The sequence below is a fragment of the Geobacter sulfurreducens PCA genome, from assembly GCF_000007985.2.
In the GTDB taxonomy this organism is placed as follows: Bacteria; Desulfobacterota; Desulfuromonadia; order Geobacterales; family Geobacteraceae; genus Geobacter; species Geobacter sulfurreducens.
Genome location: NC_002939.5, coordinates 1113714 through 1138955, shown reverse-complemented (window position 1 = coordinate 1138955; position 25242 = coordinate 1113714). Strand labels below are relative to the sequence as shown.

Below are 25242 nucleotides of genomic sequence, written 5' to 3'. Positions count from 1 at the left end.
CGCATCAACCCGGATCCGATGTTATGTAGAAGTCCTGGGCAGGTTTACACCAGCAGAAACCCGATGTGGTAAAGTAAAACTACCACAACCGCCACATTTGCACACACAAAATGCAGGCGATCGGAGGGCCGGGCGTCCGTCGTCTCGCCCGGACAAGGGAACGCCGGCTACGGCAGGGTGAAGGTGAAGGTTGCCCCATGGCCCGGCACGCCGTGGGCGGTAACGGTGCCGCCGTGCCGCTCGATGACCCGTTGTACGGTGGCGAGCCCCACTCCGGTGCCCGGGAACAGGCTCTCGTCGTGGAGCCGCTGGAACACCTCGAATATCCGTCCCACTTGCCTCATGTCAAAACCGGCGCCATTGTCGCGAAGATAAAAGACTCGTTCGCCGTTGCGGTCAACGGAGCCGAATTCTATCCGGCCGCCATCCACGTTCCGGGTGAATTTCCAGGCATTGGACAGCAGGTTCTGCAAGGCCACACGGAGCATTGAGGGGTCCCCCTCGGCCGTCAGATCGGGGGCAATGACAAAATCGATCCGGCGGGCCGGCTCCGACCGGCGCAGGTCCAGAGCGAGCTGGCTGACTAGTGCTCCCATGTCGACTTTTTCACGGCGGAGGTCTTTTCGCGAAACCTGGTTCAAGGCAAGGAGGGCTTCCATGAGGTCATCCATCTGGGAACTCCCTTCGCAGATACACGACAACAGGAACCGACCGTCGTCGCCCATTTGCTCGCCGTAGGTTTCCCGCAGCGTCTCAACAGCGCAGGATATCTTGGCGAGCGGGGCGCTCAGATCGTGGGAGAGAGAATGGCTGAACGCCTCCAACTCCCGGTTATTGGCTGCCAGATCCCTGGCGCGGCGCTCCAAGGCGGCATTGAGGGACTTGATTTCCTCCTCGCTGCGCCTGCGCTCGGTCACATCGCGAACCACCTCGACGCCGGCGACGATTTCACCGGCGGCATTGCGCACCGGCGAGGAGGTGATCTCCAGAAGACGCGTCTCCCCCTTGCTGATGAACCGGCGGCTTCCCGTGCATACCTCGCCCGTATCCATGGCGCGGGCCATGGGACAGTCACGGCAGGCATCCGGGTCTTCGCCGTATGCGTCGGAGCAGCGTTCTCCACCGTGCTCGCCGAGCAGGCGCTCATGGGCCCGGTTCTGGTAGACGATGCGGAAACCCCGGTCGAGCATGCAGACTCCGTCGCCGACCGCGGCAATGACGGCATCGGTCCTGGCCTTTTCATCCAGGGTAGTGGCCACCGCCGCTTCCAGCTTCCGGACCAGCAGCCGGCGCTCCCTGAACAGTCTGCGGACGAAGAAAATGAGCAGCAGTTGCGCAATGAGGGGGATCAGGTGGAACAGAGAGGCACGCACGGTCGGAGCGTGAAGGAGGCCGCATTCACATCCCATCTGGGGAATGACGGCATCGATCACCGTGTCGGCGAACCAGAAGGCCGTAAGCGCCACGAGGGTCGTGACGATGATCGATTCAATACCGTTTTTAGGCGGGTCACTCATTGTTTTCACGGATAAGACCTCGCGTCCCTGCGGGGAGTCATCTCTAAAACTACATTAACATTCCGCCAGTTGCGCCACCATACAATCAAAAATCAAAATACGTTAATTTTTTAATGCAAAGACAATACCCACAACTCAAGACGCGATACACTTGCCAGCAAAAGGCCACGGGAGGCTGATGATGCCGCCACTCTTTCACCCTCATCTCGTGAACGGCCCTTTCGATGATCCGGGACTCTACGTCGATTTTCTGTTCGAGCGGCGGGCGGTCCTGTTTGACCTGGGCGACACGGCTCCGCTGCCGCCCAGGAAGGTGCTCCGTCTCTCCCACATCTTCGTCTCCCACACCCATGTGGACCACTTCATAGGCTTCGACCGGGTGGTAAGGCTCTGCCTCGGCCGGGAAAAACGGCTTCACCTGCTCGGGCCGCCCGGATTCGTCGACCAAGTGGCCGCCCGACTGGCGGGATACACCTGGAACCTGGTGGAAACCTTCCCCACCGACTTCACCCTCGCTGCCGCCGAGCTTCATCCGGACGGAAGCGTTCACAGCGCGGAGTTTCATTGCCTTGCCGCGTTTTCGAGGGACAACGAGCGGCGGGATCGCGCCGCCGGCGGAGTGCTTCTGGATGAAGAGGCATTCCGCGTCAGAAGCGTCTTCCTCGATCACGGCATCCCCTGCCTCGCCTTTGCCCTGGAAGAAAAAAACCACGTGCACATTCTCAAGAACCGCCTGCGGGAGGCGGGATTACCGACTGGGGCGTGGCTGGCGGAACTCAAACGGGCAATCCTGGGCGGCAGGGACGACGGGGAGCCCTTCAGGGCATGGTGGCGGGACGGTGGAAAAGAATGCGAGGCGTGGTTCCCTCTCGGCGAACTGCGGGAGCGTTTTACCAAAACCGTGGCCGGACAGAAAATTGTCTACGTCACGGACGCAGCACCGACCCCGGAAAACCGGCGTCTCATCGTGGAGCTGGCGGCCGGTGCCGATTACCTCTTCATAGAGGCCCCCTTCCTGGATGAAGAGCGGGAGCGCGCCGGCGACCGATGTCATCTGACCGCCCGCATTGCAGGCGAACTGGGCAGGGATGCGGGCGTTGCGCGGGTGGTCCCGTTCCACTTTTCCCCCCGTTACATGGGAAGGGAATCGCTACTGCGGGATGAAGTGGAGCGGGCCTTCAGGGGGTGACGGCGGAGCGGAAAAACGAACCGCGGCGCCGAAAGGGCGCCGCGGTCACGGTCAGACGGCGAACAAGGTCAGGCGCCGCAACACTTTTTGTACTTCTTGCCGCTACCGCAGGTGCACGGATCATTGCGCCCGATCTTAGTGCTCACGGCGGGCTGGGGCTTGATCCCATAGCCGTCGGTAAAATACCAGGCATCATCGACCTTGCGGAACTCGGCCAGTTCATGGTGGGTGCGGCGCCCTCCGGTGTCGCGGTAACGGGCGATGAACTCAACCCGTCCCTCGGTGTCGGCGGGTCCTCCGCCGGCAGTGGCAAGGATTTCGAGCCCCTCCCACTGGGATGATTCGGCCCACTCGCGGGTTCCCTTCTCGTCGAAATCGGCCCGGTGGTCCGGATGTGTGGTGTCGTGGATATAGCCTATCTCCGCACGGGTATAAGCGGTGTAGCGCGAACGCATCAGCTCTTCGGCGGTGAGAGCTGCGCGCGCGCCTGTGACGAGGGGCTCACAGCACTCGCCGAAGCTTTTGCCGGTACCGCAGGGACAAAGGTTGGTCATGGGTGGCTCCTTGTAGCGTGTAAATCGGCCCCGTTGCCATGGGCTCGGGGGGCCTTCTGAAAGCCATTACATACCTGCCCGCGCTGTCCGTGTCAACTGTTAAGGAGCCGCTACCGGAACGGGATGACGAACAGAGCATCGAGGAAGGGGCCAACACGCTCCCGGTCTGTCGGAGTCAACGCGCTCACCGGCAGCGGTGTGCTGAAGCGCCTCAAAAACCGCCGATCGGCAAAGCCGAGCACGGGATTCTTGAGGCCGAGACGGGGAGGTACGGCCAGCGGCGCGAGACGGAGAACGCCCACATCGTGCCGGAGGGCCGGATTGAGCATCAGGAGCGCGTCCGGGGCGAGGCCGCAGCCGCCCCGGGGCTCGCGCCCCAGGTAGAGTACGAAGTTGGGCACCGGTTCACCGGCCTGCTCTAGCCCGCGCAGACGCACCACCTCGGCCCCCGGCTCGGCAAGGGCCCGGGAATGGGCGAAACGGAGCGGAACAAGACCGGTTTCCCCCACCATGGCCATAAGCTCGTCAATGCTGAAGATGCGGGCGCGGGGATGAAGCAGGGCGTCGGCAAGCCCCGCGTCCCCTCCCCCTTCGCCCGAGGCCTCCACGGCATGGCTGAGCCTCGACCCCGGCGGCGAACGGCGCAGAAGATCCTTGAGCCGCGCCACGTCCCGCACGCCGGCGAATCGCAGGGCCCGGCGGGCCGACTCCACCACCCGTCGCGCGCCCCGGCTGTAGACCATGAGCCGGAGGATCCCCCCCGGCGCCAGCCGCCGCTCCAGGGCCCGCAGTCCCGCCAGAGGGTCGGCAAGGTGGTGGATAACGCCGAAGGAATCGATGAAGCCGTACTCTCCTTGGGCCGCGGCCGGGTCCATCAGGTCTCCCTGTTCGAAGGAAATGCCGAACCTGCCGTGCATCCAGGCATGGAGCCGGGCCCGCCTGAGGTTGGCGGCGGAGAGGTCCAGGGCGGTGACCGGTACGCCGGGGTTTGCCACCGCCGTGGGGTAGGGGGAAAAACTGCCGCAGCCGGCAAGGAGGATACGGCGGGCCGCAGCCGGCGGCAGCGTGCCGTTGAAGCGGGCATAGAGAGCGTCGAGACTCAGGGCATAGGTGTCGCTCCGCCGCACCGAAGCAGCGAGCGGATAGCGGGGGTAGACCCAGGTTTCGTAGTGGAGGCGGACCTGATCGTTCATGGTTCCGGGGTTTTCCGCAACCAGAACTTGCGCACCAGTTCCACCGGGTGGTAGGAGAGCTTGGCGGTGCGCAGGCCCGGCTCGCCCAGGTCCTGCTCGCGGTTCACGAAGGTGCAGTCGGTGAAGAGACGACAGAACTCCCGGTTCACCAGTTGGGAAATCCCTTCCATGAAGGGGTCGGACTTTTCGAAGTGACAGACGGCGGTCTCTCGGTTGAGCCGTTCTCCCAGGGCAAAGGCCCCCACCCTCCCCTCCACGGCAATCACCACCCCTTCGAGCCCCAACTCGGCGGACAGAGTCACCGCTTCGGCGGCAGCGGCCGTTTCCGGGTCGAGCGACGTACTGCCGGCGGCATCGCGCACCCGGCGCCACTCGTCGAGCAGCGCCAAGCATCCTTGCCGGTGGTCCGGCCCGAACACCCGCACCTCGAAGGGATGACGCGCGGCAAAATAGTTGATCCGGTTCTTCTTCTTGTGGAAGCGGTTACCGGGGAGATCGGCCAGATCCGATCGGAGATAGAGGTAGTCGAAGCCATCACGGTCTTCTTCGACCGTGATGGCTGCATCCGCCCCATGGCGTTCCAGAAAGGTGTCATCGGCCCCGTAGATGGTGAAGCCGTCCGCCAGAAGTGTGCGGAGCGCTCCCGTAACGTCGCCGGAGAGGGGCGGCAGGGCGTACGCCTCGCCGCCGTAGCCCCGGCCGAGCACCACCAGCGCGTCTCCCAGCCGAGTGAGGCGGTAGTCGTGAATCCCGCGGAACAGGTAGAGATTGGCGAACGTCAGTTCGGACACACGGGGCTGAAGCTCTGTGAACAGGGCGTCCAGCAGCGGCTTGTCCGCCAGGGCAAGGGGGCGGGAGTCGGGGTGGCAGGGAATCTCCATGGTGTTCTTCACCCTAGAGCAGGATAACCAGCACCACCCCGCCGGCAATCACCGACAGGTTGCACGCCGCAGAAATCCCGTGGAGCTTCGAAAACTCGCGCCTGAGAGGATGATCCTTGGTGGTGGTTTCGAAAGAGGGGATCTGGCGCTTGAGCTCCGCGGCCTTCGGCTCGATGTGGAGGGCCTGGAACGCCGTGACGGCAAGCATCACCACCATCAGGGCCGCGGCCGGAATCCAGTTCTTTCCCCTGACGACCAGGAGCGCCACCAGGGCCACGGCACCGCAGGCGAGCCCCCAGCGGAAGTAGCCCGGGAAGAGGTAGCCGACGATACGCCCTGCTGCGTCACGACTCTCGGAACGGAAGATGGTCGGGGTCAGGACAAAGGTGAACAGGGTTGCGCCGCCGACCCACAGGGCGACGGCCAGGCGGCAGAGAGCGGAAACAAATGACACGGTGAACCTCCCTTACGGTGCTGGTACGCTTTTCCGAATCCCGATTCCCGGGTTCCGGCCTTTCATGACTTTTCCCGGTCCCCGAGTGCAAAGCGCTCGATGATCCACCGGGCAATGCTGCGGTGATGGGGGAGCGAACCGGGCATCCGGTCCACGCTGAACCAGCGGCCGTCCTCGATTTCATCGGGATCGACCCGGATCTCGCCGCCGGTGTATTCAGCCACGAACCCCGCCATGAGCTGGCTCGGAAACGGCCAGCACTGGCTCCCCACATAGCGGATGTCGGTAATCTCAACCCCTGCCTCTTCCCGCACCTCACGGCGGGCGCACTCCTCCAGCGACTCACCGAAATCGAGAAAACCGGCCACGAGGCTATAACGCCCGGGCGCCCACTCGGGCTTGCGAACCAGGAGAAACTCGTCTCCCCTCCTGACGAGGATGATGGCGCAGGGATGGATGTGGGGAAAATGCTCGGTCCGGCACGAGGGGCAGTGCTTGCCCCATCCGCCGGCAAGACGCTCCGTGGCACCACCGCAACGCGGGCAGCGGACGCTGGAGAGATCCCAGTGCAGGACCTGCTGGGCAATGCCGCCCAGAGTGAGGGTTGCGTCATCCAGACGTTCGTCGCCTGCGTTGAACGGCTCAGCAGCCAGATGCGACGGCAGCTCGGCCCGGGAGCCGATGCGGACGGCCCTGACCGGCAGCCCCTGCCAGCGGGCAATAAGGACAGGCTCGGACTCGGCAACAAGCCCATCCGGCAACGTCCCACGGGGGAGAACCAATCGGTCGGCCTGGGCGGCCACAACCAGCGAACCGCCGCGCAGAATGGTCCAGATGCCCGGCGCGCCATCATCGGGGATGCCGGGATGGAGCATTTCGAAGCAGTCGCCGAGTACCGCTGCGTTAAAGGGAAGATTGACCGTATCGGGATACCGCATGGGGCCTCCGGAGATTGTCGAAGCGGGTGTTGTCCGCAACCGGTGCCGGCGTGCGGGGGCTGGCGACACGCCGTCAGCGCCTTGGCGGCCCGTTGCCTGCAAACAAGCTCTAAGAATACCCCCCGCGCCGCGCCTGCGCAACCGCGAACTGCGGAAGAGAGCGACTGAGTCCCGCGACGGCGCGTTATGCTTCCTCAGGGATTTCCTGGCTTGCGCAGCACGGCATTGAGCCGGTATACTCACCGCCGCATCGTCCCGCGAACGTTTTGGTTACAAGACATCAAACAGGTGCAGGGATATCCATGATCGAGAACAGGAACTCGTCTGAAACCGTACCGCTCCTCGTCATAGGAACCGGAATCATCGTCGCGCTCTACCTGACGAGCTTTTACAGCTTCGTGCTGTTCCACGTCCTAGTTGAATTCTTCTCCGTGGTCGTGTCGGGCGCGATCTTCGTCATCGCCTGGAACTCGCGCCGCTTTGCCGCCAACGGGTACCTGCTGGTCATCGGCATCGCCCACCTCTGCGTCGGCAGCATCGACCTGCTGCACACCATCGCCTACAAGGGCATGGGGCTCTTCCCCGGCTTCGACGCCAACCTCCCCACCCAACTCTGGATAGCCGGGCGCTACCTGCAGAGCGCCTCGTTCCTCCTGGCACCTTTCTTCATCGGCCGCCGGCTCCTGTCGCGCACCCTGCTGACTGCATACCTGGCCGTCACCTCGCTGCTGCTCGCCGCCATCTTTGTCTGGCAGATCTTTCCCGTCTGCTTCGTGGAGGGAGTGGGGCTTACCCCCTTCAAAAGGGTCAGCGAATACATCATCTCCGCAACATTCGTGGCGGCCCTGGTCCTGTTGCGAGTCAAGCGCAGGGCGTTCGACCGCCGGGTCGCCAATTATCTGTCGGGAGCCATTGCTCTCATGGTGGGCGCCGAACTGGCCTTCACCTTCTACATCGACGTCTACGGCCTGAGCAATCTGGTCGGCCACCTGTTCAAGGCGGCGGCCGTGCTGCTCATCTACCGGGGGCTGGTCGAGACGGCCCTGACCCGCCCCTACGATATCCTGTTCCGGGAACTGACGGAACGGGAAGAGGCCGTGCGGGAGTCCCACCAGCGCATCTCCACCATCCTCGAAAGCATTACCGATGCGTTCTTTTCACTGGATCACTCATGGCGCTTCACCTACCTGAACGGGGAGGCGGAGCGATTGCTCGGGCGCACCCGAGACGACCTGCTGGGAAAGAGTATCTGGGAGGAATTCGCCGCCGCCGTGGGCACAAGGTTTGACGTCGAGTACCGTCGCGCCGTGGCAAGCGGAACGACTGCCACGTTCGAGGAGTACTACCCTCCCCTCGCCTGCTGGTTCGAAGTCCACGCCTACCCCTCGCGGGATGGGCTCTCGGTCTTTTTCCAGGACATTACCACCCGTAAGCGGGCCGAAGCCGAGCTCCGCGCTTCGGAAGAGCGCTTTGCAAAGGCATTCAACACCGCGCCCACCATCATGATCATCGCATCCCTTGTCGACGGACGGTACCTGGAGGTAAACGGAGCGTTCGAAAAAACCCTTGGCTGGCGGAAGGAAGAGGTGCTCGGCCGCACATCGTACGACCTCGGCATCTGGATTGACACCGCCGAACGCGAAAACATCCTGCGCGAGGTTGCCGAACAGGGATCGGTCCATGACCGGGAAATCCAGTTCCGCAGCAGGAACGGTGAAACGATCATCGGCCTTTACTCGGGCGTCATCATTGAACTGAACGGCAAGCAGTGCCTGTTAAGCATTGTACGGAACATTACTGCCCGCAAGCGGGCCGAGCAGCAGATCGTCATCCTCAACAAGGAATTGGAGGACCGGGCGGAGGTGCTGGAGGAAACCAACTGCGAACTGGAGACGAGTGTCGAGCAACTGGAAGCGGTAAACCGCGAACTTGAGGACGCCAACGAAGAGCTGGAGGCGTTCAACTATTCAGTCTCTCATGACCTGCGCCGTCCCCTCACCAACATCAACGGGTTCTCCCAGCTCATCCTGGAGTTGTACGGCCGTCAACTGGAGGCACAGTGCCGCGATTTCGTCCGCTGCATTTACGACGAAACGCGCAACATGGATCGCCTTATCGGGACACTGCTCAACTTTTCCCGGATCTCGCGCTGTGCGATGAAGCCCGAAACGGTCGACCTGAGCACCATGGCCCGGCAGATAACCGAAACCCTGAAAATAGGCGAGCCGGAGCGCAAGGTCAGCTTCCACCTGACCGAGGGAATAACGGCCCGGGGAGACGCGGGGCTGCTCCATATCGTACTCGACAACCTGGTGGGAAATGCGTGGAAATACAGCAGCAAGCAGGAAGACGCCCGCATCGAGTTCGGCGTGACCGACAGGAGCGGCACCGTCGCCTACTTCGTGCGCGACAACGGAGCCGGCTTTGACATGGAGTTCGCGCAACAGCTGTTCACGCCGTTCCAGAGGCTCCATCACAGCGAGGATTTCGAAGGGCACGGCATCGGCCTTGCCACGGTGGCGCGGATCATCCAGCGCCACGGCGGAAAGGTCTGGGCGGAAGGAGAGGTAGGACAGGGAGCTACCTTTTACTTCACCCTCTGCTGAAGATAAGACGCGAACTCCCTGTCCATGCCGCAGACATGGTCCACGAGCCACTGGAACAGGGTCCGCCCGGTTTCGATCACCAGCAGGTTGGTTACCCCCTGCTCTGCGAGCGATGCGGTGATGTCGCCGAGCTGCCGGCGGAACGTCTCGTGGGCCATGCGATGGAAGCCGGCGTCGGGATAGTGGCATTCCTGCTGCAGGGATTCCTCCTCCCGGAAATGGTTCTCGGCGTATGATTCGAGGAACGCGATCGTTTCCAGCAACTCGTGCCTGGCGGTCCCCCCGGTGAGGGCATCCATCAGCCGATGAAACCGGGCGAAAAGTTCGCGATGTTGCCGGTCCACCTGCTCGACCCCGATCAGATACTCATCCTTCCATACAACCATCACGTTCTCCCTTCGTGATCTATCCCGCAAAGGTCGGCGCCTCCTGCCGACCCTGTCCGCTAAGCCGCCGTGCGAAACCGCCCCACAATGCTCTGGAGTTCTTCGGAGAGCGCCGAGAGGGTATGGGCCGCGTTGGCGGTTTCCTCGGAACCGCGGGAGGACGCCTCGATAACGCTCGAAACCTGCTGGAGGTTCATGGTGATCTGATCGGTGGTGGCGTTCTGCTGCTCGGAGGCGACGGCGATCTGATTGATCTGTGTCGTCATGGCCTCGATCTGCTCGACGATCTCCCGGAGAGCACCGGCGGATTGCTGGGCGTCCTCCTTGCCGGCAGAGACTTCCGCCACCCCTTCTTCCATGGCCTTGACCGCACCCTCGGTTTCCTGCTGGATGGAGCGGATCATCTGGGCGATCTCACGCGTCGCCTTGCCGGTTCGCTCTGCCAGCGCACGTACCTCGTCGGCCACCACGGCGAACCCCCGCCCCTGCTCCCCGGCCCGGGCCGCCTCGATGGCGGCGTTGAGGGCCAGCAGGTTCGTCTGGTCCGCGATGTCTTCGATAACCGAAACAATCTGGCCGATCTGGTCGCTGCGGGCCCCCAGTCCGGCAACGCTCTCGGAGGAGCGCTGAACCTTTTCGGCAATGCGATGCATCCCCTCGACAGTGCGACGGATGACATCGGAGCCTGCCGATGCACGGTCGTTGGCCCTCCGGGAGCTTTCGGCGGCATGGGAACAGTTCATGGCAATCTCGTGGGACGTTGCGGCCATTTCCTCGCTCGCCGCGGCAACGGTTCCCGTCTGGGCCGCCACTTCCTCGGCCCCCTTGGCCATCTGGTCCGCCTGCACCGCAAGCTCCACCGAGGCCGAGGCCAGATGTGACGATGCATTGGCCAGGGCTGCCATGGCCGTACCCATATCGTCCGCCATGCGGTTGACGGATACGGCGAGCGCCCCGGTTTCATCGCTTCCCGTGACCGGAATCCTGATGGTGAGATCGCCCGAAGCGATCCGGTCGATGGCGGACACCGCCTTGCCGAGGGGGGCGGAAATGGCTTTCCCGATGAACCAGGAGGCGAAAAGCCCCACAATGATCCCGGCAGCGGCAAGGGCGATAATGACCTTTTCCAGCCCGCCGAGCGTTTCGTCCACAGACGCGGTCATGTGGTTGGCTTCTCTGACCTGCCCCTCCTTGAATGTTCTCATGTCTTCGGCAAGAACCGTTGACACCTTGTCGAAATCGCCCATCAAACGGTTACCCGCTTCCGTCCCCTCGGCCATATAAGCCTCGGCCATCCGTCGACCCAGCTGATAAAAGGACTCAAAGTCCTTCTCCATCTTTTCAACGGATTGGAGGGCAGCGGTATCATTCTCGCGGCGGTACATGTCTTCGAACTGCTTCAGAGACTTGCGGAAATTTGCCGCGGCCGCGTCCGCCTCGGCATAAGCATCGGGCTCCCGCGTCGCCCCCACGTCGGTCAGGAACTGCTGGACCTGAACCACCTCGAACGCCATTTCCTCGGCGAGCAAGGCATAGGGAAGGCTCTCGGTCCTGATCTGGCTCGTGCTCGTCTTCACGAACCGGATGGAAATGATGGTTACTGTGGTGAAGATCACCAGCAGCAGAAGAAGTCCTCCGAACCCGGTTGCCAGTTTCGTCCCGATTTTCCAGTTTCTCATGAACATGCGGCGATCTCCTTCCAATAAACAGAAAAAATTAATCATCATCACAAATAAAGCCGACGTAATCATGCATAAAACAATGCACATGAAGAGCGGACTTCACTAGAAGCATGTCGGCACTGCATGAAAATACTTGAGTATAAATTAAGAAACAAAAAACGGATGGGTCAATTGGGCAGTAGGCATTCGAGGCCCGATGCGTGGACAAGTGTTTAAAACTACTTAAAGTCACCGAAGATGCCGTGTTCATCAAGCTTGCGATAAATAGTCCGGCGGCTCATGCCGAGCAGCTTTGCCGCCTTGGTCTTGTTGCCGCCGGCCCGGACGAGGGCATCGCGGATCAGGGCTGCTTCGTCCGTTACCCTGACCGTCCGCGGCGCCGCGGAAGCCGGCACGGCAGGAGCAAGGTCGGCAGGCAGATGATCGGACAGAATGACGTGCCCCCGGCAGATGACCGCCGCATGTTCCAGAACGTGTTCAAGTTCGCGCACGTTGCCGGGCCAGGGGTGGGACATCAGCGTGTCCAGCGCCTCCTGGGAGATGGTGAGCGGATTTCTCTCGAAGCGGGCGGTCAGTCGCCCGAGAAAGTGCTCCACCAGCAAAGGGATATCCTCTTTGCGCTCCCGGAGTGCAGGAAGTTCCAGGTGCACGACTTTAAGACGGTAATAGAGATCTTCCCGGAACCGCCCTTCGCGGACCAGTTGCGCCAGGTCGCGGTTGGTGGCCGCCACGATCCGCACGTCGACCCGGATGGGCGTCGCATCGCCTACCCGCTCGAACACTTTCTCCTGAAGCACCCGCAGCAGTCTCAGCTGCATGGCGGGGGATATATCCCCGATCTCGTCCAGGAAAATCGTTCCGCCATCGGCCTTCTGGAAGCGCCCCTCCTTGTCCCTGAGCGCGCCGGTGAACGCCCCCTTCACATGGCCGAACAACTCGCTCTCCAAAAGGGTTTCGGGAAGAGCGGCGCAGTTTACCGCAACAAAGGGCTTGTCCGCACGGTGTCCGCCCCGGTGGAGGGCATCTGCGGCCAGCTCCTTGCCGGTTCCGCTCTCGCCGGTGATGAGGACGGTGGTATCCACCTCCGACAGCGCCTCCAGCAGCGAATAGAGCCGCTGCATCGCCGCGCTGCCGCCGACCAGCGACAGATGGGAACGGCGCCCCGAAGCCCGGCGCTCCAGGTGGTCGAGACGGGTTTCGTCCCGGGCCACGAGGACGGCTCCGTCGAAACCTTCCAGTTGATCCAGCAAGGGCGACGTGGCTGCGGCGATTATGCGATCGGGCTGTCCCTGTCTGCGGCAGACGAACCGCTGCCCTTCGATGGGCTGACGCTTGACGAGGGTCTCCTCCAGAAGCTTCAGGCACTGGTGCTGGCAATCTTCGGGGCAGAAGAGCTCCTGAGCCTCGACCCTGTCCTTCGTGATGCCGCAGAGCGTGGTGGCGGCAGCGTTGCAGGCGATGAGCCGCATCCCCCGGTCGACAGTGACGATGGCATCCTTGACGCTGCGGAAGATTGCCTCCAGGTTGGAGCGGTACTGATCTTTCTCCTTGGAGACCAGGTGGTGACGGATCGCCATGCGGGCAACCCGGACGATGGTCTCCTGCTTCACCGGCTTGGGAATGTAGTCGTAAGCGCCGAGCCTGAGCGCTTCAGAGGCGGTATCGATGTGGGGGTAGCCGGTCACCATGACGAAGGGAACGTCGAAACCGCGCAAACGGGCCTCGCGCAGCAGATCGACGCCGGTCCAGCCGCCGAGGACGATATCGGCGAAAACGAGATCGAACCCGGCGGGCAGAGCCGCCAAGGCCTCTTCGTAGTTCGCCGCAATCGCTACCTCATAGCCCTGATGCTCCAGGAAGCAGCGGAAGGTGTAGCGAAGGCTTTCCTCGTCGTCTACCACGAGAATGCTGTATGTCATGGCGTCTCCTCGGCGGGAAGGTCGATGCTCACGAGGGTGAATTCCCCCTCGCGGCTCTCGATGGAGAGGTTGCCGTCATGGTCGCGGATGATGTTCTGGCTGATGCTGAGCCCCAGGCCTGTCCCCTTGCAGGTAGGCTTGGTCGAAAAAAACGGCGTCATCACCTTGTCCTTGATGGCTTCCGGGATACCGGTACCGGTATCGTTGAAGCCGATCCGGATGTACGGCCGGTCATCGATGAGCACGCGCTCGCCCCGGATCTCCAGGATCTTGGCGGAATGGAAACCGCGGAACTTCTCGTTGAGCGCATAGCGGGCGTTGCTGATAATATTGAGGAAGACCTGCTGGAGCTGCTGGTGGCTGGCTCTCACGCGACCCAGGTCAGCCGGCACCCCGACCTTGAGAGTAATGCCGTCCTTGCGGATCTGGGCCTCGGTGAGGGTGAGCGTGTCGGTCAGGACGTCGGCGACATTGCAGGGCAGGCGCGCCCCCATGCCCTCCCGGGCAAAGAAGAGAAGCCCCCGGACGATCCCCGCCACCCGATCTCCCTCCCGGATGATCCGTTCGGCGATGTCGCGCTCCTTGCAGGCGGACGGCAGCCAGTTCACCAGCAGTTGCGCATAGTTGATGATGCCGTTGATGGGGTTGTTGATCTCGTGGGCCACGCCGGCTGCCAGTTCGCCCAGGGCTGCCAGTTGTCCCGACCGGAGGGCCTCCGCCTGGAGTGAGACCACCTCCGTCATGTCCGAGGCGAGCTCGATGATGCCGCGCACGGTGCCGTCTTCGCCGCGCACGGGGAAATACTTCATGTCCCAGATCCTGCCGTCGGCGGCTGATACGCGCTCGTAGCAGGGCTCGCCCGAGCCGAGCGACGCGCGTACGGCAATGGCATCGGACGGGATGCCCCGCGCCCCCTTGAGGGAAGTGAACTCCTGACCAACGAGCTGCTCGACGTAATCGCCGTAGAGATGCTCGGCGCTCCGGTTGGCCCAGAGCAGTTTCAGATCGGTGGAGAACAGGACAAGGCTGTCGTTGATTGAGTTCAGGAGCGCCATCAGCTCGCCCGAAAGCAGGCGGCTGGTAGCCTCGCTGCGCTGGAGGGAGACAAAGGCGTCCCGCGCCCGCAGCAGATAGGGAAGGCGGTGGTTGAGAAGCATCCAGTTCACGGGCTTCTCGATGAAATCGGTGGCCCCGGCGTCAAAGGCACGGCCGATTGAGTTAGCATCGTCCAGGGCAGTCATGATGATGATCGGGACATGCTCGCCGCCCGGCAGGCCGCGGATCGCCGCACAGGCGCCATACCCGTCCATGACCGGCATCATGATATCGAGAAGGACCAGATCCGGTGAAAGTTCGCGAAACATCTCAACCGCCCGGGCGCCGTCTTCCGCGTCGGCCACGCGGTATCCCGAAAGCGTGAAGAGGTTGCGCAGCATCTTGCGGGTCACCGCATCATCGTCCACCAGGAGGATCAGAGGAGGTGCATTTTCCAGAGCACATTCATCCATAACATGTTTCATCCGCACGTGAGTGGTCATACTTTACCGTATCGGTCATAAGTATCGGTGAATTTAGATTTTTTTCAACCTCCCAACGGCTCGGAAACATTTTTTTGTCAAATCGGGAGATTCGACGCAAAAAAGGGGCTGCGTCTTCCGCAGCCCCATCACTCCCCTCCTCTTCATAATGTTCGGCAGTTCAGCCGACGCGCCCGCCTCACCTTCCCCGCGCCAGGGCACGTGCGGGCGCGTCGCGCCATCTCCCGGCCCGGAGCATCAGGCTCGCCTCATCGGGATGCACCGGCTTGCCGAAGAGGAACCCCTGAGCCTCGTTACAGCCATGGGCAAGGAGAAATTCCGTCTGTCGATGGCTTTCGACCCCTTCGGCCACCACCTGGAGATTCAGGTTACGCGCGACGGCAATGATGGCCTTGATGATCGCCGCATCCTCGTGGGGTGAATCGATTTCCCGCACGAATGAGCGGTCGATCTTGACCGTGTTCACGGGGAAGCGCTTGAGATACCCCAGCGACGAGTAGCCGGTGCCGAAATCGTCGATGGATATCCTGACTCCCATGTCCCGCAGCTCGGAAAGGATCCGCATGGTTTTCTCGGTCCGCTCCATGAGGATTCCCTCGGTGATTTCGAACTCTAGACAGGAGGGAGGCAGTTCCGTCTCGTCAAGCACCTCTTTTACCATAGAGGTGAGGTTGCCGCTGGTGAACTGGTGACTCGACAGGTTAATGGCCATGCACAAATCGGAGAAGCCTTCGTCGATCCATGTCCTGGCCTGGGCACAGGCGGCTCTCAGCACCCACTCGCCGATCCGGACGATCAGGCCGTTCTTTTCCGCCAGGGGAATGAACGTATCGGGAGGGATCAGTCCGAGTTCCGGATGGTGCCAACGGGCAAGGGCCTCGAAACCGGTTATCTCCCCACAGGACAGGTCAACTTTCGGCTGATAGTGGACGAAGATCTCTCCCCGTTCCAACGCCTTGCGCAGGCTGAGTTCTATGGAGAGACGCTGCTGGGCGGCTTCGTTCATGCCCCGGGTAAAGAAGCGGAACGACGGTCCTCCCTCTTCCTTTGCGGCAAACATGGCCATGTCGGCGTTTCTGACCAAGGAGCCGGTATCTTCGGCATCGTCGGGATACATGGAGATGCCGATGCTCACTGATACGAATATCTCATGACCATCAATCCGGAACTCCCGGGAAAACTCGCTGATAATCCGCTGCGTCACCGCCACCACATCGTCAACGGAGTCCAGGTTTCCCAATGAAAGGATGAACTCGTCGCCGCCGAAGCGGGCGATATTGCCGCACAGGCCGCTCTCCGCCCCGCTGGCCACGTAGTCGCTGCTCCGGACGCATCCCTTGAGGCGCTGGGCAGCTTCCCGCAGCAGGTGGTCACCGGCGGCGTGGCCGAGGGTGTCGTTGATGAGCTTGAAGTCGTCCAGGTCCACGAAAAGAATGGCAACCTGCTTGCCGTCGCGCCGGGCGCGGGAAAGAACGAGCTCCAGCATTTCGCCGAAAAATATCCGGTTGGGGAGTCCCGTGAGGCTGTCGTGATGCGCCAGGTAGCGGATCATCTCCTCCGACTGCCGCCGCTCCGTCACGTCGCGCACGATGGCGAGCACCGTGCCGGTACCGTTGGCAACGATCCTGGCCTCGTGGGTGTTGAGACCGCCGGGGCCCTCCAGCTCATACTCGCAGACCATCATGGTTCCCGTGGCAAGCGCGTGTCCGACTTGAGCCATGAACTGGGCCGCCGCGCCGGGGGGAAGAAGATCGGCAATGGTCCTGCCGCGGAGGTTTCCCCCGAACGCCGCATAGGCACAACCGTTGCCGGCACGGAAGTCGAGAATGGTTCCCTCGCGGCAGACATGGAGCATCATGTCCGGAATGGCGTTCAGCAATGCCCGGTTTTGCGCTTCGCTTTCATGGAGTTCCTGGAGGACACGGCTTGATCTGACAAGGTAGGTGAGGTGTTCGGGGAGGGTCGATAGGTTGATCGGTTTCGGGACAAAAAAGGTGGCTCCCGCGTCGAACGCCTCCCGAACCGCATCCGAATCGCCCAGAGCCGTCATCATGACGACGGGGACCCGCTCGCCGCCGGGCATCTCCCGCAAGACCCTGCACACGGTCATGCCGTTCATGTAGGGGAGGATCACGTCGAGCAGCACCACGTCGGGCCGTACCCGACCGAACTTGACCACGCCTTCCCGGCCGTCACATGCCTCTTCCACCACAAACCCTGCTTCCTCAAGCACATCCCTGGCAAGGAGGCGAACCTGCCGGTCATCCTCGATGATCAGAACGACCGTCGGCCGTTCCGGCACCTCGCTCTTCATGCCGCACAGGGCGTCAAGCCCTGAAAAACAGCGGTGCTGGCCCCTGGGAGAGGGAAACCGCTGATCCTTTTTCTCACGTATGTACTGGCGAACGGTCCATTCGGCCGGGGGATCTATCGCCGGCCGGGAGACGCCGGCCGAGGTGGCAGGCACCGGGCGGGCGTCATGGTCGAATGAAGGGACCGACGCTTTGGGATCCAAGCCCGGCTGGCTGACCAACCGCATTATATTCCTTTGTCGTGTACCTCTGCCCTCCCTGCCCATTGGGTACCCTCCCCGATATCATGACATCATGCAGTGCGAGCTTCTGTCTTTCGGATTACAAGTGTCGTGCCGTCGTGAACAGAATCGCCCTATCGAAACACAATGTCGGCAACCCTTCCAAAACACCAATGATTCAAGTGCGATACACGTCAACCATGCGGCCTGCGACCACCTATCAGCATCATGTCCTGCCGCGCTCTCTCACTGTCAAGTGTGCCGTGGCACGATAGTGTGACATACAGGTCTGTACCACGGCACACTCCTGAGAGGGTCCTGCGACCAACCCGTCCAGGGAACCACAACTCGGCGTCGAATAAAGTTATTTTTTAGGTTATAATCAATGAGTATGATCTTACCTATACCTGCCGGGTCACAGGCAGGATTCAATTGAGCGGCAAACGGCACGGATGCGACAGGACCTTACATGATTCAGGATGATCACTGTAAAGGCGGCACGAGATCTGCATTAAGAGGGAATCTCCTCGGACAGGCCATTGTGGTGGCGGTGATGGTCTTTGGCGTATGCGCGACCATCGTCACCCTGATGGAACAGCGCTATCACCAGGAACAGCGGCACATCGTCGCCGAAGTGGCCGCCGGCGCCGCCCACTCCCTTGACCGGCAACTTTCCCGCTCCCTTTCTCCCACCTACGTCCTGGCCTCCATTCTCCGGGCCTACGGCTCCATCAAGAATTTCGACAGGCTGGCCGTCGACATGATGGAGCAGTACGGCGGCATCAGCGCGCTGGACCTTGCCCCCCAAGGTGTTGTCTCGGCCGTCTATCCTCTGGCGGGCAATGAGAAGGCCATCGGGTTCAACCTGCTGAACGACCCGACACAGCGGACAGAAGCCCTGCACGCCATCAGCAGCCGCTCGCTCACCCTGGCCGGCCCCCTGGAGCTCAGACAGGGGGGAACGGCCCTGGTGGGACGGCTGCCGGTGTTCCTGGAAACGGGAGGGGGACCGGAGCGCTTCTGGGGGTTCGTCATTGCGGTCCTGCGTCTCGAAGATTTTCTCCCGGCAACCAACCTGGGCAGCCTGACCCAAAGCGGTTACGATTATGAAATCTTCCGAGCCCACCCCGAAACGGGAAAACGTCAGAGTATTGCCCGCTCCACAGCCATCCCCCTCCCTAAACCCGTCACCCATGTGATCGAGGTGCCCAACGGTCAATGGATCCTGGCGGTGGCGCCCCAGGGAGGGTGGCGATGCTCTCCTCTCTATTTTGCCGGCTACGGGCTGGCTGTGGCGGTCTCGCTGCTGGTCGGGGCCCTGTTCTTTTCCACCCAGCGCCAACCGGCGCTGCTGCGTCGCCTGGTGGCGGAAAGGACGAAGGAACTGGAGCGCACCAATCGGGAACTGACCTCGAAGGTTACCGAGCTGGAACAGGCGCGTGCTGAAATCCGCACCTTGAACGACCAGTTGGAATTACGGGTTGCCGAGCGAACCGCACAGCTGGAGAGCGCCAACCGGGAGCTGAGCTCCTTCAGCTACTCGGTTTCCCACGACCTGCGGGCTCCCCTCCGTCACATCGCCTCCTATGCCCAGATCCTGCTCGATGAACAGGGTGACAAGCTCAATGGGGAAGGAGTGGGAATCCTTGGTCGGATTCATGCGGCTGGAGTACGGATGGGGGAATTGATCGACGCGCTGCTCAATCTCTCCCGGATGTCCCGGGACGCCCTGCGCCGCAGACCAGTCGATCTGGCGGCACTGGCCGGCGAGATCCTCGACGAACTGAAAAACGCGGAGCCGGAGCGCCGCGTGGCGGTCACCCTCCCCGACCGGCTGGAGTGCTGCGCCGACCCGGACCTCATCAGGTCGGCGCTACGGAACCTGCTGGAAAATGCATGGAAGTACACGGCCCTCAATCCAGCCGCAGCCATCGAGCTCGGCGTTACCCAGGATGCGGGTACTCCGGTCTATTACGTGAAGGATAACGGGACGGGCTTCGACATGAGATATGCGGGCAAGCTGTTCGAGCCCTTCCAGCGGCTCCACGGCGAGGGGGAGTTCGGCGGCACCGGCGTCGGCCTTGCCACGGTGGACCGGATCATCCGTCGTCATGGGGGCAGAATCTGGGCCGAGGCGGAACTGGAAAAAGGCTCCACCTTCTACTTCACGCTGGGCGGAGAGGAAGACAACCTTGCAGGGGGGAAATGACAACGCCGGGGTAACCCGGCGTTGTCGACAGTACCTGCGAACGACCGCTACCCGGCGACCCTGAACCGGCCCACGGCGGCATGAAGCTCTTCGGCAAGACCCTGCAGGTGCGCGGCGGCATCGGCCGAATCCTGGGCGCCGCGGGTAGTGCTCTGGACTACGTCGGAGATCCGCAGGATATTGCCGCTGATCTCGGTGGTGGTGGCGGTCTGCTGGTCAGCGGCCGCGGCAATCTGGACAACCTGCTCCTCCACGGCATGGATTCGTTCAAGGATGCCCCTCAGGGCCTCGCCCGACCGGGACGCCTCGGCCGTCCCCCGCTCAACCTCGACAACACCCGCGGTCATGGCGGTAACAGCCCCCTGGGTTTCCTGCTGGATGGAGCGGATCACGGCCGTGATCTCGCGGGTGGCCCGGGCCGTCCGTTCGGCAAGCGCCCTTACCTCGTCGGCAACCACGGCGAACCCGCGCCCCTGCTCCCCTGCCCGGGCCGCCTCGATGGCGGCGTTCAGGGCCAGGAGATTGGTCTGATCGGCGATATCCTCGATGGAACCGGCCAACTCCCCGATCTGATCGCTCCGCGCGCCCAGGCTTTCGACCGTCCGGGCCGAATCCCGCACCAGCGCGGCAATGTTCGCCATGATGCAGACCGTGGCCGACACGACCTCCTCGCCCGCCGTGGCCGACTCAGTGGCCTGACGGGCATCCGCGGCCACGGTGGAACAATTGAAGGAAATCTCGAAGGACGTGGCCGCCATCTCTTCGCCTGCCGTGGAAACGCCGACGACCTCCGCGGCGGCAGACTGGACGCCCGCCGCCATCTCCTCTGAGGTGGACGACAGCTGACGGGCGGCCGTGGTCACTTCGGCCGCCGCCCCCGCAACGCCCGCAACCATGTCCCGGAGTTTTTCAACCATACGGTTCATGTCGCCCGCCAGCATGCCGAGCTCGTCACCGCTCGCATAATCGACGGTAACGTTCAGATCACCATCGGCAACATGGTTGACCTTTTCGGCAAGCATCCGGACTGCGGCGGAAACGGGTCTGATCACCAGGAGCATGAGCAGCGTGCCGGCCACGAACAGGACAGCGCCCATGACAACGGTGGTGATCAGGCTTGAACGGAGGACGGCGTTCACGTCCGCGGTTGAGACGTCGACGCCGATGACGTACGTCGCGCCGCCGCTGGAGCGAACCGGAAGGAACAGGGACCGGAACGTACCCCACTGGTCGGAATAGGTATCGTAGCGGGGCTTGCCGTCGGCAATGGCATCCTTGAGAGCACTGCTCGCGTCGTCGTAGGGGTCGTACAGGGCGGCGATATCTCCCTTTTCCTTTTCCTCCCTGGTATGGCTTGAGGTGGTAAAGACAACCTTGCCGTCCTTCACCACCACGGTGTAGACGTACTTGACGCCCGCCCCTTCGGCAAACGCCGAAAGATTGTCGAGCATGGCCACGTACTCTTCCTGGTTGATGTCAGCTGACTGCCCGAGCCGGTCATGGAAGGCATCCCCCAGAAGCCGGACCCCCTGGGCGCAGGCGAGCAGCTTTTCGTCCACGGCATGCTGTACCGCCGTTTTCTGTCCCTGGTAGCTGGAGGCGGCCACCGCGGCGATGACGAACAGATTCAGTACCGCCAGGGCCAGGATCAGTTTGTGGGACAACTTCAGTGCTGCCAGCCGTGCAGGCATTCTCATTCCTATCCTCCCGATCGTTCATCCCGGCAGTTCATACCATCCTATGTCGCCAGCCGGAACTGTCCCACCAGCCGCTGCAACTCCTCGGCCTGGCGTTTGAGTCGCTCGGCGGCCAAGGCAGACTCCTGGGCGCCATGTGCCGTCTGCTGGACGACATCCGTAATTTCCTGCATGTTGCGACTGATCTCGTTCGTGGTCGCGGTCTGCTGTTCGGCTGCGGTTGCGATCTGGTGCACCTCGTGGACCACGTCGTTGATCCGCGAAAGAATGTCCTTCAGCGCTTCACCCGACCGGGCGGCCTCGCCGGTGCCGGCTTCCACGTCCCGCACGCCCTCTTCCATGGAGCTTACCGCGTCATTGGTTTCCGACTGGATTGCCTTGATCATGCCGGCAATCTCGCGGGTCGCCCGCGTGGTCCGCTCGGCCAGGGCACGCACCTCATCGGCCACGACCGCAAAGCCCCGGCCGGCTTCCCCGGCGCGGGCCGCCTCGATGGCGGCATTCAGCGCCAGAAGGTTCGTCTGGTCGGCAATGTCTTCGATCGTCTCAATGATCTCCCCGATCTGAACACCCCGCTCCCCAAGCTTTTCGACGGTCCGGGCCGCCACGTTCACCCGCTCGGCGATATACCCCATCACCCGCACGGTGGCTTCCACCACGCCGGCCCCGTCATCGGCCGACTGGGAGGCACGGTTCGCCCCCTCCGATGCCAGGGAGCAGTTCTGGGCAATCTCGGCGGATGTGGCAGCCATCTCTTCGCTGGCCGTGGCCACGGTGCCGGATTGGGCCGCCACCTCCTCGGCGCCGGTGGCCATCTGCTCGGCCGTGTCGTAGACATGGGCCGCGGCAGACGCCACCTCGGCGGTGGTCTGGGCGACACGGGAGATGATGCCGTGGAGTTTGTCGATGAAGGTGTTGAACCAGGCGCTGATCTCGCCCAACTCGTCGCCCCTGTCCGCATCAAGGCGCTTGGTGAGATCGCCTTCCCCCTCGGCCATGTCTTTCAGCATGGCAAGCATGGTCCGCAAGGGGGCGGTGATGCTGCCGACGAGGAAGAGCCCCCCGGCGATCGCCATGACAAGGAGCGCCAGAGTGATGACTCCGTCACGGACAATGGCCGTGGAGGCGGTATTGGCGAGCCGGTCCGCCGTTGCCATGACTCCGGCCGAGAGTTGGTCCTCAACCTGCTTCATGGCATTGATCTTCTCGGTAATGGTCGTGAACCAGACCTGGGGGTCGACCTCGAACGATCCCTCCCGGTGCCGCTCAAGGGCCCGGCTGCGCATGTCTTCCACCGTGGCGGCGGCGGGGCTGGTCATCTTCTCCTTGAGCAGCGCCATGGCCCCGTCGTCCGCATAGGCGGCGAAAAGATGCAGGTACGCGTCCTGGGCCGCCAGAATCGAGACGAAGCGGCGATAGGTCTCGTCATCGAAGGAGCCGGCCGTGAACACGGCATTGAGGGTTGCCCGCTCGCGGCCCGCCTGCTCCTTGGCATTGATGAACGCGGCATAGGCGCTGATCTCGCGGGAAAGATCGTGATGGGAACTGGTGCGGGCGATCCGCGTAACGAGGTCCGTGAAGGAGCCGATGAGCCTCGAATAGAAGGCGAACGATTCCTTGCCCGCCAACTGGAGTGACGTGGCCGAGCCGCGGACGTCGCCAATCCGGCCGAGGTCGGCCATGGCCTTGTCCAGTGCCGCGCGCACCGGTGCAAGCCCTTCACTGTTGGCCGCGACGAACGCCTTGAGATCGCTGATCCGACCGTCGGTCTCGCTGCGCTGGCGGGACAATTCATCGCCGAAACGGCCTCCTCCGGATGCCAGGAACCCGGCGGTCATGCCCCGTTCCTTCTGGGCCTCGTGAATCATGGCGCTCGCCTTGACCGCCAGTTGCGTCAGGGTCCTCACGCTTCGGGCGCTTGCCATGGCGCGGTAGTTGTCCGCCATTTCCATGGCGGCAAAGTAGACGAGACCGAGCAGCGGGAAGAGAAGAATACAGAGCATCTTTGATCTGATCTTCATGGTGACCATCCGCGTTAACTCCTTCGCATTGAGAGATGACTGCAACCGGCTCCTCCGGCGGATCGCACCTTATCCTGCCCACCGGAGTGTCACGGCTAATTAACAGGTATTACCATATTCCATATCGGGATTTTCCTGATTGACTTTAGGTAAAATATAATTTGTTACAAAAAAGCCCGCGACAGGCGCGGGCTCTTATGAAAACCGGAATCGGCAGTGTCATCTACAGCCGGAACTGCCCCACCATGCGCTGGAGGTCCTCCGCCAGCCGATTCAGCCCGCCGGCCGCGCATGCCGACTCGTCCGCGCCCTGGGCGGTCCCCTCCACAACCTCGGTGATCTGCTGGATGTTGCCGCTGATCTCTCGGGTGGTGGACGTCTGCTGCTCGGCGGCCACGGCGATCTGGTTCACCTGCATCGACACCGCCGTAATCTGGTCGAGAATTTCCCGCAGAGCCTCCCCCGAACGGGCAGCTTCGGCGGTGCCGGTCTCCACGTCCCTGACTCCTTCGTCCATGGAGGAAACCGCCTCCAGGGTTTCCGCCTGGATGGCCCTGATCATGCCGGAGATTTCACGGGTCGCTTTAGTGGTCCGTTCGGCAAGGGCCCGCACTTCGTCGGCCACCACGGCGAAGCCGCGCCCCGCCTCTCCGGCGCGGGCCGCCTCGATGGCAGCGTTGAGCGCCAGCAGATTGGTCTGATCGGCAATATCCTCGATCGTGCCGACTATTTCTCCGATCTGGTCGCTGCGCTCCCCCAGCCGTTCCACCGTGCGGGCGGAGTTCTTAACTTTTTCGGCGATCCGGTCCATCACCGTTACCGTGTTCCCAACCACCTCAGCCCCGGCAGTGGCCGTGCTGCTGGCCCGGCGCGCCCCTTCGGCGGCCATGGCGCAGTTCTGGGCGATCTCGGTGGACGTGGCGGCCATCTCCTCGCCAGCCGTGGCCACCGTCCCCGCCTGGGAGGCCACCTCTCCCGCGCCGGCGGCCATCTGCTCGGCAGAGCCGTGTACCTGGGACGCGGACGAGGCGAGTTGCTCCACGGTCCGGGCAACATGGGTGATGATACCGTGGAGCTTGTCCATGAATGAATTGAACGACCGGCTCATGTCGCCGACCTCGTCCTGTGCGAGGTAATCGAGCCGCTGAGTCAGGTCACCCTCACCCTGGGCCACGTCCCGCAGCACGTCGTGCATACGATTGAGGGGGGTGAAGAGCCGGTGGATGATTACCTTACTGGCAACGGCGGCCAGCAGCACGATGACCAGCACGATTCCGACCACTGTCAGTTTGAGACTCTCGTAGGACGCATAGAAATCGCCTTTCTTGACCCCCACGTAGAGTACGCCGATTACTTCGCCCCGGGAATCGCGGATCGGGTCGTAGGCGGTGAAGTAGGGAACGCCGAGGATATCCGCCTCCCCCCGGTAGGGTTTGCCTTCCTTTATTACGGCGTCGTAGGCGGCGCCCTGCAGCTTGGTTCCGACGGCGCGGCTTCCGTCCGGCTTGAGCACGTTGGTGGAGACCCGCGTATCCCCCATGAAAATGGTGGCGGTCCCCCCGGTCAGCTCCTTCAGCTTGTCGGGAAGCTCATAATTATCGTTGATGACATAGCTGCCTGCCATCAGTTTACCGTCGGCGACGGTGAAGCCGTCCCCCTTCTGGCGTAACAGCTCCCAGAAGGTCTTGAGTCTGATCTCCTGGGAGGTCACGGCCTGGCGGCGCAACTCGCGGTTGAACTCCACGAGGCAGGCGGCCGCCACGGCGGCAAGGGCGCAGCAGACGATCAACAGATTGACGACTACGAATTTGGTCCTGATTTTCATGGAAGCATCTCCAGAGGCACGTAGAGTAGGCCGGTGCGGTGCACACCCTGCCATCCCGCGAATAGTACGCGGGATCAGCAGTATAGCACCACGACCGCCA

At 62.5% G+C, this 25242-nt stretch carries 17 protein-coding genes; 3 read left to right on the top strand and 14 right to left on the bottom strand.

Going from position 1 to position 25242, the window contains the following annotated elements; translation table 11 throughout:
* Positions 1–167: 167 nt before the first annotated feature.
* Positions 168–1517 (bottom strand): sensor histidine kinase, encoded by a 1350-nt coding sequence (locus GS_RS05245; protein ID WP_235045025.1) that lies wholly within the window; start codon positions 1515–1517, stop codon positions 168–170.
* Positions 1518–1698: 181 nt separating this feature from the next.
* Between GS_RS05245 and GS_RS05240 the strand changes: the two genes are divergently transcribed.
* Entirely contained in the window at positions 1699–2706 is a 1008-nt protein-coding gene (locus GS_RS05240) for a ribonuclease Z (protein ID WP_010941710.1), read from the top strand.
* Between the two features lie 68 nt (positions 2707–2774).
* On the opposite strand, the gene GS_RS05235 is transcribed toward GS_RS05240, so the two are convergent.
* The 5 genes from GS_RS05235 to nudC form a co-directional block, all read right to left on the bottom strand.
* Complete coding sequence (locus GS_RS05235; RefSeq protein WP_010941709.1) at positions 2775–3260, bottom strand: YchJ family protein; 486 nt, start codon at positions 3258–3260, stop codon at positions 2775–2777.
* Positions 3261–3370: 110 nt separating this feature from the next.
* A complete protein-coding gene (locus tag GS_RS05230; protein WP_010941708.1) occupies positions 3371–4453 on the bottom strand; it encodes a class I SAM-dependent methyltransferase in 1083 nt (360 codons plus the stop codon).
* On the bottom strand, positions 4450–5334 hold the full coding sequence (locus tag GS_RS05225) for a DUF2156 domain-containing protein (protein ID WP_010941707.1): 885 nt from the start codon (positions 5332–5334) through the stop codon (positions 4450–4452). Before GS_RS05225 ends, GS_RS05230 begins: the two co-directional genes overlap by 4 nt.
* A gap of 13 nt (positions 5335–5347) precedes the next feature.
* Positions 5348–5788, bottom strand: coding sequence for a DUF4149 domain-containing protein (locus GS_RS05220; protein WP_010941706.1), 441 nt, complete (start codon positions 5786–5788; stop codon positions 5348–5350).
* Positions 5789–5850: 62 nt separating this feature from the next.
* Positions 5851–6726: an NAD(+) diphosphatase gene (gene nudC, locus GS_RS05215; RefSeq protein WP_010941705.1), complete on the bottom strand. Its 876-nt coding sequence runs from the start codon at positions 6724–6726 to the stop codon at positions 5851–5853.
* Between the two features lie 302 nt (positions 6727–7028).
* Between nudC and GS_RS05210 the strand changes: the two genes are divergently transcribed.
* Positions 7029–9332 (top strand): MASE3 domain-containing protein, encoded by a 2304-nt coding sequence (locus tag GS_RS05210; protein WP_010941704.1) that lies wholly within the window; start codon positions 7029–7031, stop codon positions 9330–9332.
* Here GS_RS05210 and GS_RS05205 read toward each other — a convergent pair.
* From GS_RS05205 to GS_RS05185, 5 genes are all read right to left on the bottom strand, one after another.
* Complete coding sequence (locus tag GS_RS05205) at positions 9314–9718, bottom strand: hemerythrin family protein (RefSeq protein WP_010941703.1); 405 nt, start codon at positions 9716–9718, stop codon at positions 9314–9316. The two genes, GS_RS05210 and GS_RS05205, sit on opposite strands and share 19 nt — an antisense overlap.
* Before the next feature lie 59 nt (positions 9719–9777).
* Positions 9778–11403, bottom strand: coding sequence for a methyl-accepting chemotaxis protein (locus GS_RS05200; RefSeq protein ID WP_010941702.1), 1626 nt, complete (start codon positions 11401–11403; stop codon positions 9778–9780).
* Positions 11404–11618: 215 nt separating this feature from the next.
* Positions 11619–13319 carry a sigma-54 dependent transcriptional regulator gene (locus tag GS_RS05195; protein ID WP_010941701.1) on the bottom strand — a complete coding sequence of 567 codons (1701 nt, stop codon included), beginning with the start codon at positions 13317–13319 and terminating at the stop codon, positions 11619–11621.
* Complete coding sequence (locus tag GS_RS05190; RefSeq protein ID WP_235044978.1) at positions 13316–14839, bottom strand: ATP-binding response regulator; 1524 nt, start codon at positions 14837–14839, stop codon at positions 13316–13318. The genes GS_RS05195 and GS_RS05190 overlap by 4 nt, the downstream gene beginning before the upstream one ends.
* 196 nt (positions 14840–15035) lie before the next feature.
* The gene (locus GS_RS05185; RefSeq protein ID WP_235044977.1) at positions 15036–17372 is read right to left on the bottom strand and encodes a putative bifunctional diguanylate cyclase/phosphodiesterase; all 2337 of its coding nucleotides are present in this window, start codon (positions 17370–17372) and stop codon (positions 15036–15038) included.
* 487 nt (positions 17373–17859) lie between these two features.
* On the opposite strand from GS_RS05185, the gene GS_RS05180 reads away from it, so the two are divergent.
* Complete coding sequence (locus tag GS_RS05180) at positions 17860–19599, top strand: ATP-binding protein (protein WP_010941698.1); 1740 nt, start codon at positions 17860–17862, stop codon at positions 19597–19599.
* Positions 19600–19646: 47 nt separating this feature from the next.
* Here GS_RS05180 and GS_RS05175 read toward each other — a convergent pair whose 3' ends face one another.
* The 3 genes from GS_RS05175 to GS_RS05165 all read right to left on the bottom strand — a co-directional run bounded on the left by GS_RS05175 (position 19647) and on the right by GS_RS05165 (position 25142).
* A complete protein-coding gene (locus tag GS_RS05175) occupies positions 19647–21296 on the bottom strand; it encodes a methyl-accepting chemotaxis protein (protein ID WP_010941697.1) in 1650 nt (549 codons plus the stop codon).
* Positions 21297–21337: 41 nt separating this feature from the next.
* The gene (locus tag GS_RS05170; protein ID WP_010941696.1) at positions 21338–23326 is read right to left on the bottom strand and encodes a methyl-accepting chemotaxis protein; all 1989 of its coding nucleotides are present in this window, start codon (positions 23324–23326) and stop codon (positions 21338–21340) included.
* 214 nt (positions 23327–23540) lie between these two features.
* Positions 23541–25142: a methyl-accepting chemotaxis protein gene (locus tag GS_RS05165; RefSeq protein ID WP_010941695.1), complete on the bottom strand. Its 1602-nt coding sequence runs from the start codon at positions 25140–25142 to the stop codon at positions 23541–23543.
* Positions 25143–25242: the final 100 nt, after the last annotated feature.

What these genes read in the sequence shown, in the direction of transcription:
- GS_RS05245 (WP_235045025.1), bottom strand. Translation starts at nt 1,517, where the DNA reads ATGAGTGACCCGCCTAAAAACGGTATTGAATCGATCATCGTCACGACC.
- GS_RS05240 (WP_010941710.1), top strand. Translation starts at nt 1,699, where the DNA reads ATGCCGCCACTCTTTCACCCTCATCTCGTGAACGGCCCTTTCGATGAT.
- GS_RS05235 (WP_010941709.1), bottom strand. Translation starts at nt 3,260, where the DNA reads ATGACCAACCTTTGTCCCTGCGGTACCGGCAAAAGCTTCGGCGAGTGC.
- GS_RS05230 (WP_010941708.1), bottom strand. Translation starts at nt 4,453, where the DNA reads ATGAACGATCAGGTCCGCCTCCACTACGAAACCTGGGTCTACCCCCGC.
- GS_RS05225 (WP_010941707.1), bottom strand. Translation starts at nt 5,334, where the DNA reads ATGGAGATTCCCTGCCACCCCGACTCCCGCCCCCTTGCCCTGGCGGAC.
- nudC (WP_010941705.1), bottom strand. Translation starts at nt 6,726, where the DNA reads ATGCGGTATCCCGATACGGTCAATCTTCCCTTTAACGCAGCGGTACTC.
- GS_RS05210 (WP_010941704.1), top strand. Translation starts at nt 7,029, where the DNA reads ATGATCGAGAACAGGAACTCGTCTGAAACCGTACCGCTCCTCGTCATA.
- GS_RS05205 (WP_010941703.1), bottom strand. Translation starts at nt 9,718, where the DNA reads ATGGTTGTATGGAAGGATGAGTATCTGATCGGGGTCGAGCAGGTGGAC.
- GS_RS05200 (WP_010941702.1), bottom strand. Translation starts at nt 11,403, where the DNA reads ATGTTCATGAGAAACTGGAAAATCGGGACGAAACTGGCAACCGGGTTC.
- GS_RS05195 (WP_010941701.1), bottom strand. Translation starts at nt 13,319, where the DNA reads ATGACATACAGCATTCTCGTGGTAGACGACGAGGAAAGCCTTCGCTAC.
- GS_RS05190 (WP_235044978.1), bottom strand. Translation starts at nt 14,839, where the DNA reads ATGAAACATGTTATGGATGAATGTGCTCTGGAAAATGCACCTCCTCTG.
- GS_RS05180 (WP_010941698.1), top strand. Translation starts at nt 17,860, where the DNA reads ATGATTCAGGATGATCACTGTAAAGGCGGCACGAGATCTGCATTAAGA.
- GS_RS05175 (WP_010941697.1), bottom strand. Translation starts at nt 21,296, where the DNA reads ATGAGAATGCCTGCACGGCTGGCAGCACTGAAGTTGTCCCACAAACTG.
- GS_RS05170 (WP_010941696.1), bottom strand. Translation starts at nt 23,326, where the DNA reads ATGGTCACCATGAAGATCAGATCAAAGATGCTCTGTATTCTTCTCTTC.
- GS_RS05165 (WP_010941695.1), bottom strand. Translation starts at nt 25,142, where the DNA reads ATGAAAATCAGGACCAAATTCGTAGTCGTCAATCTGTTGATCGTCTGC.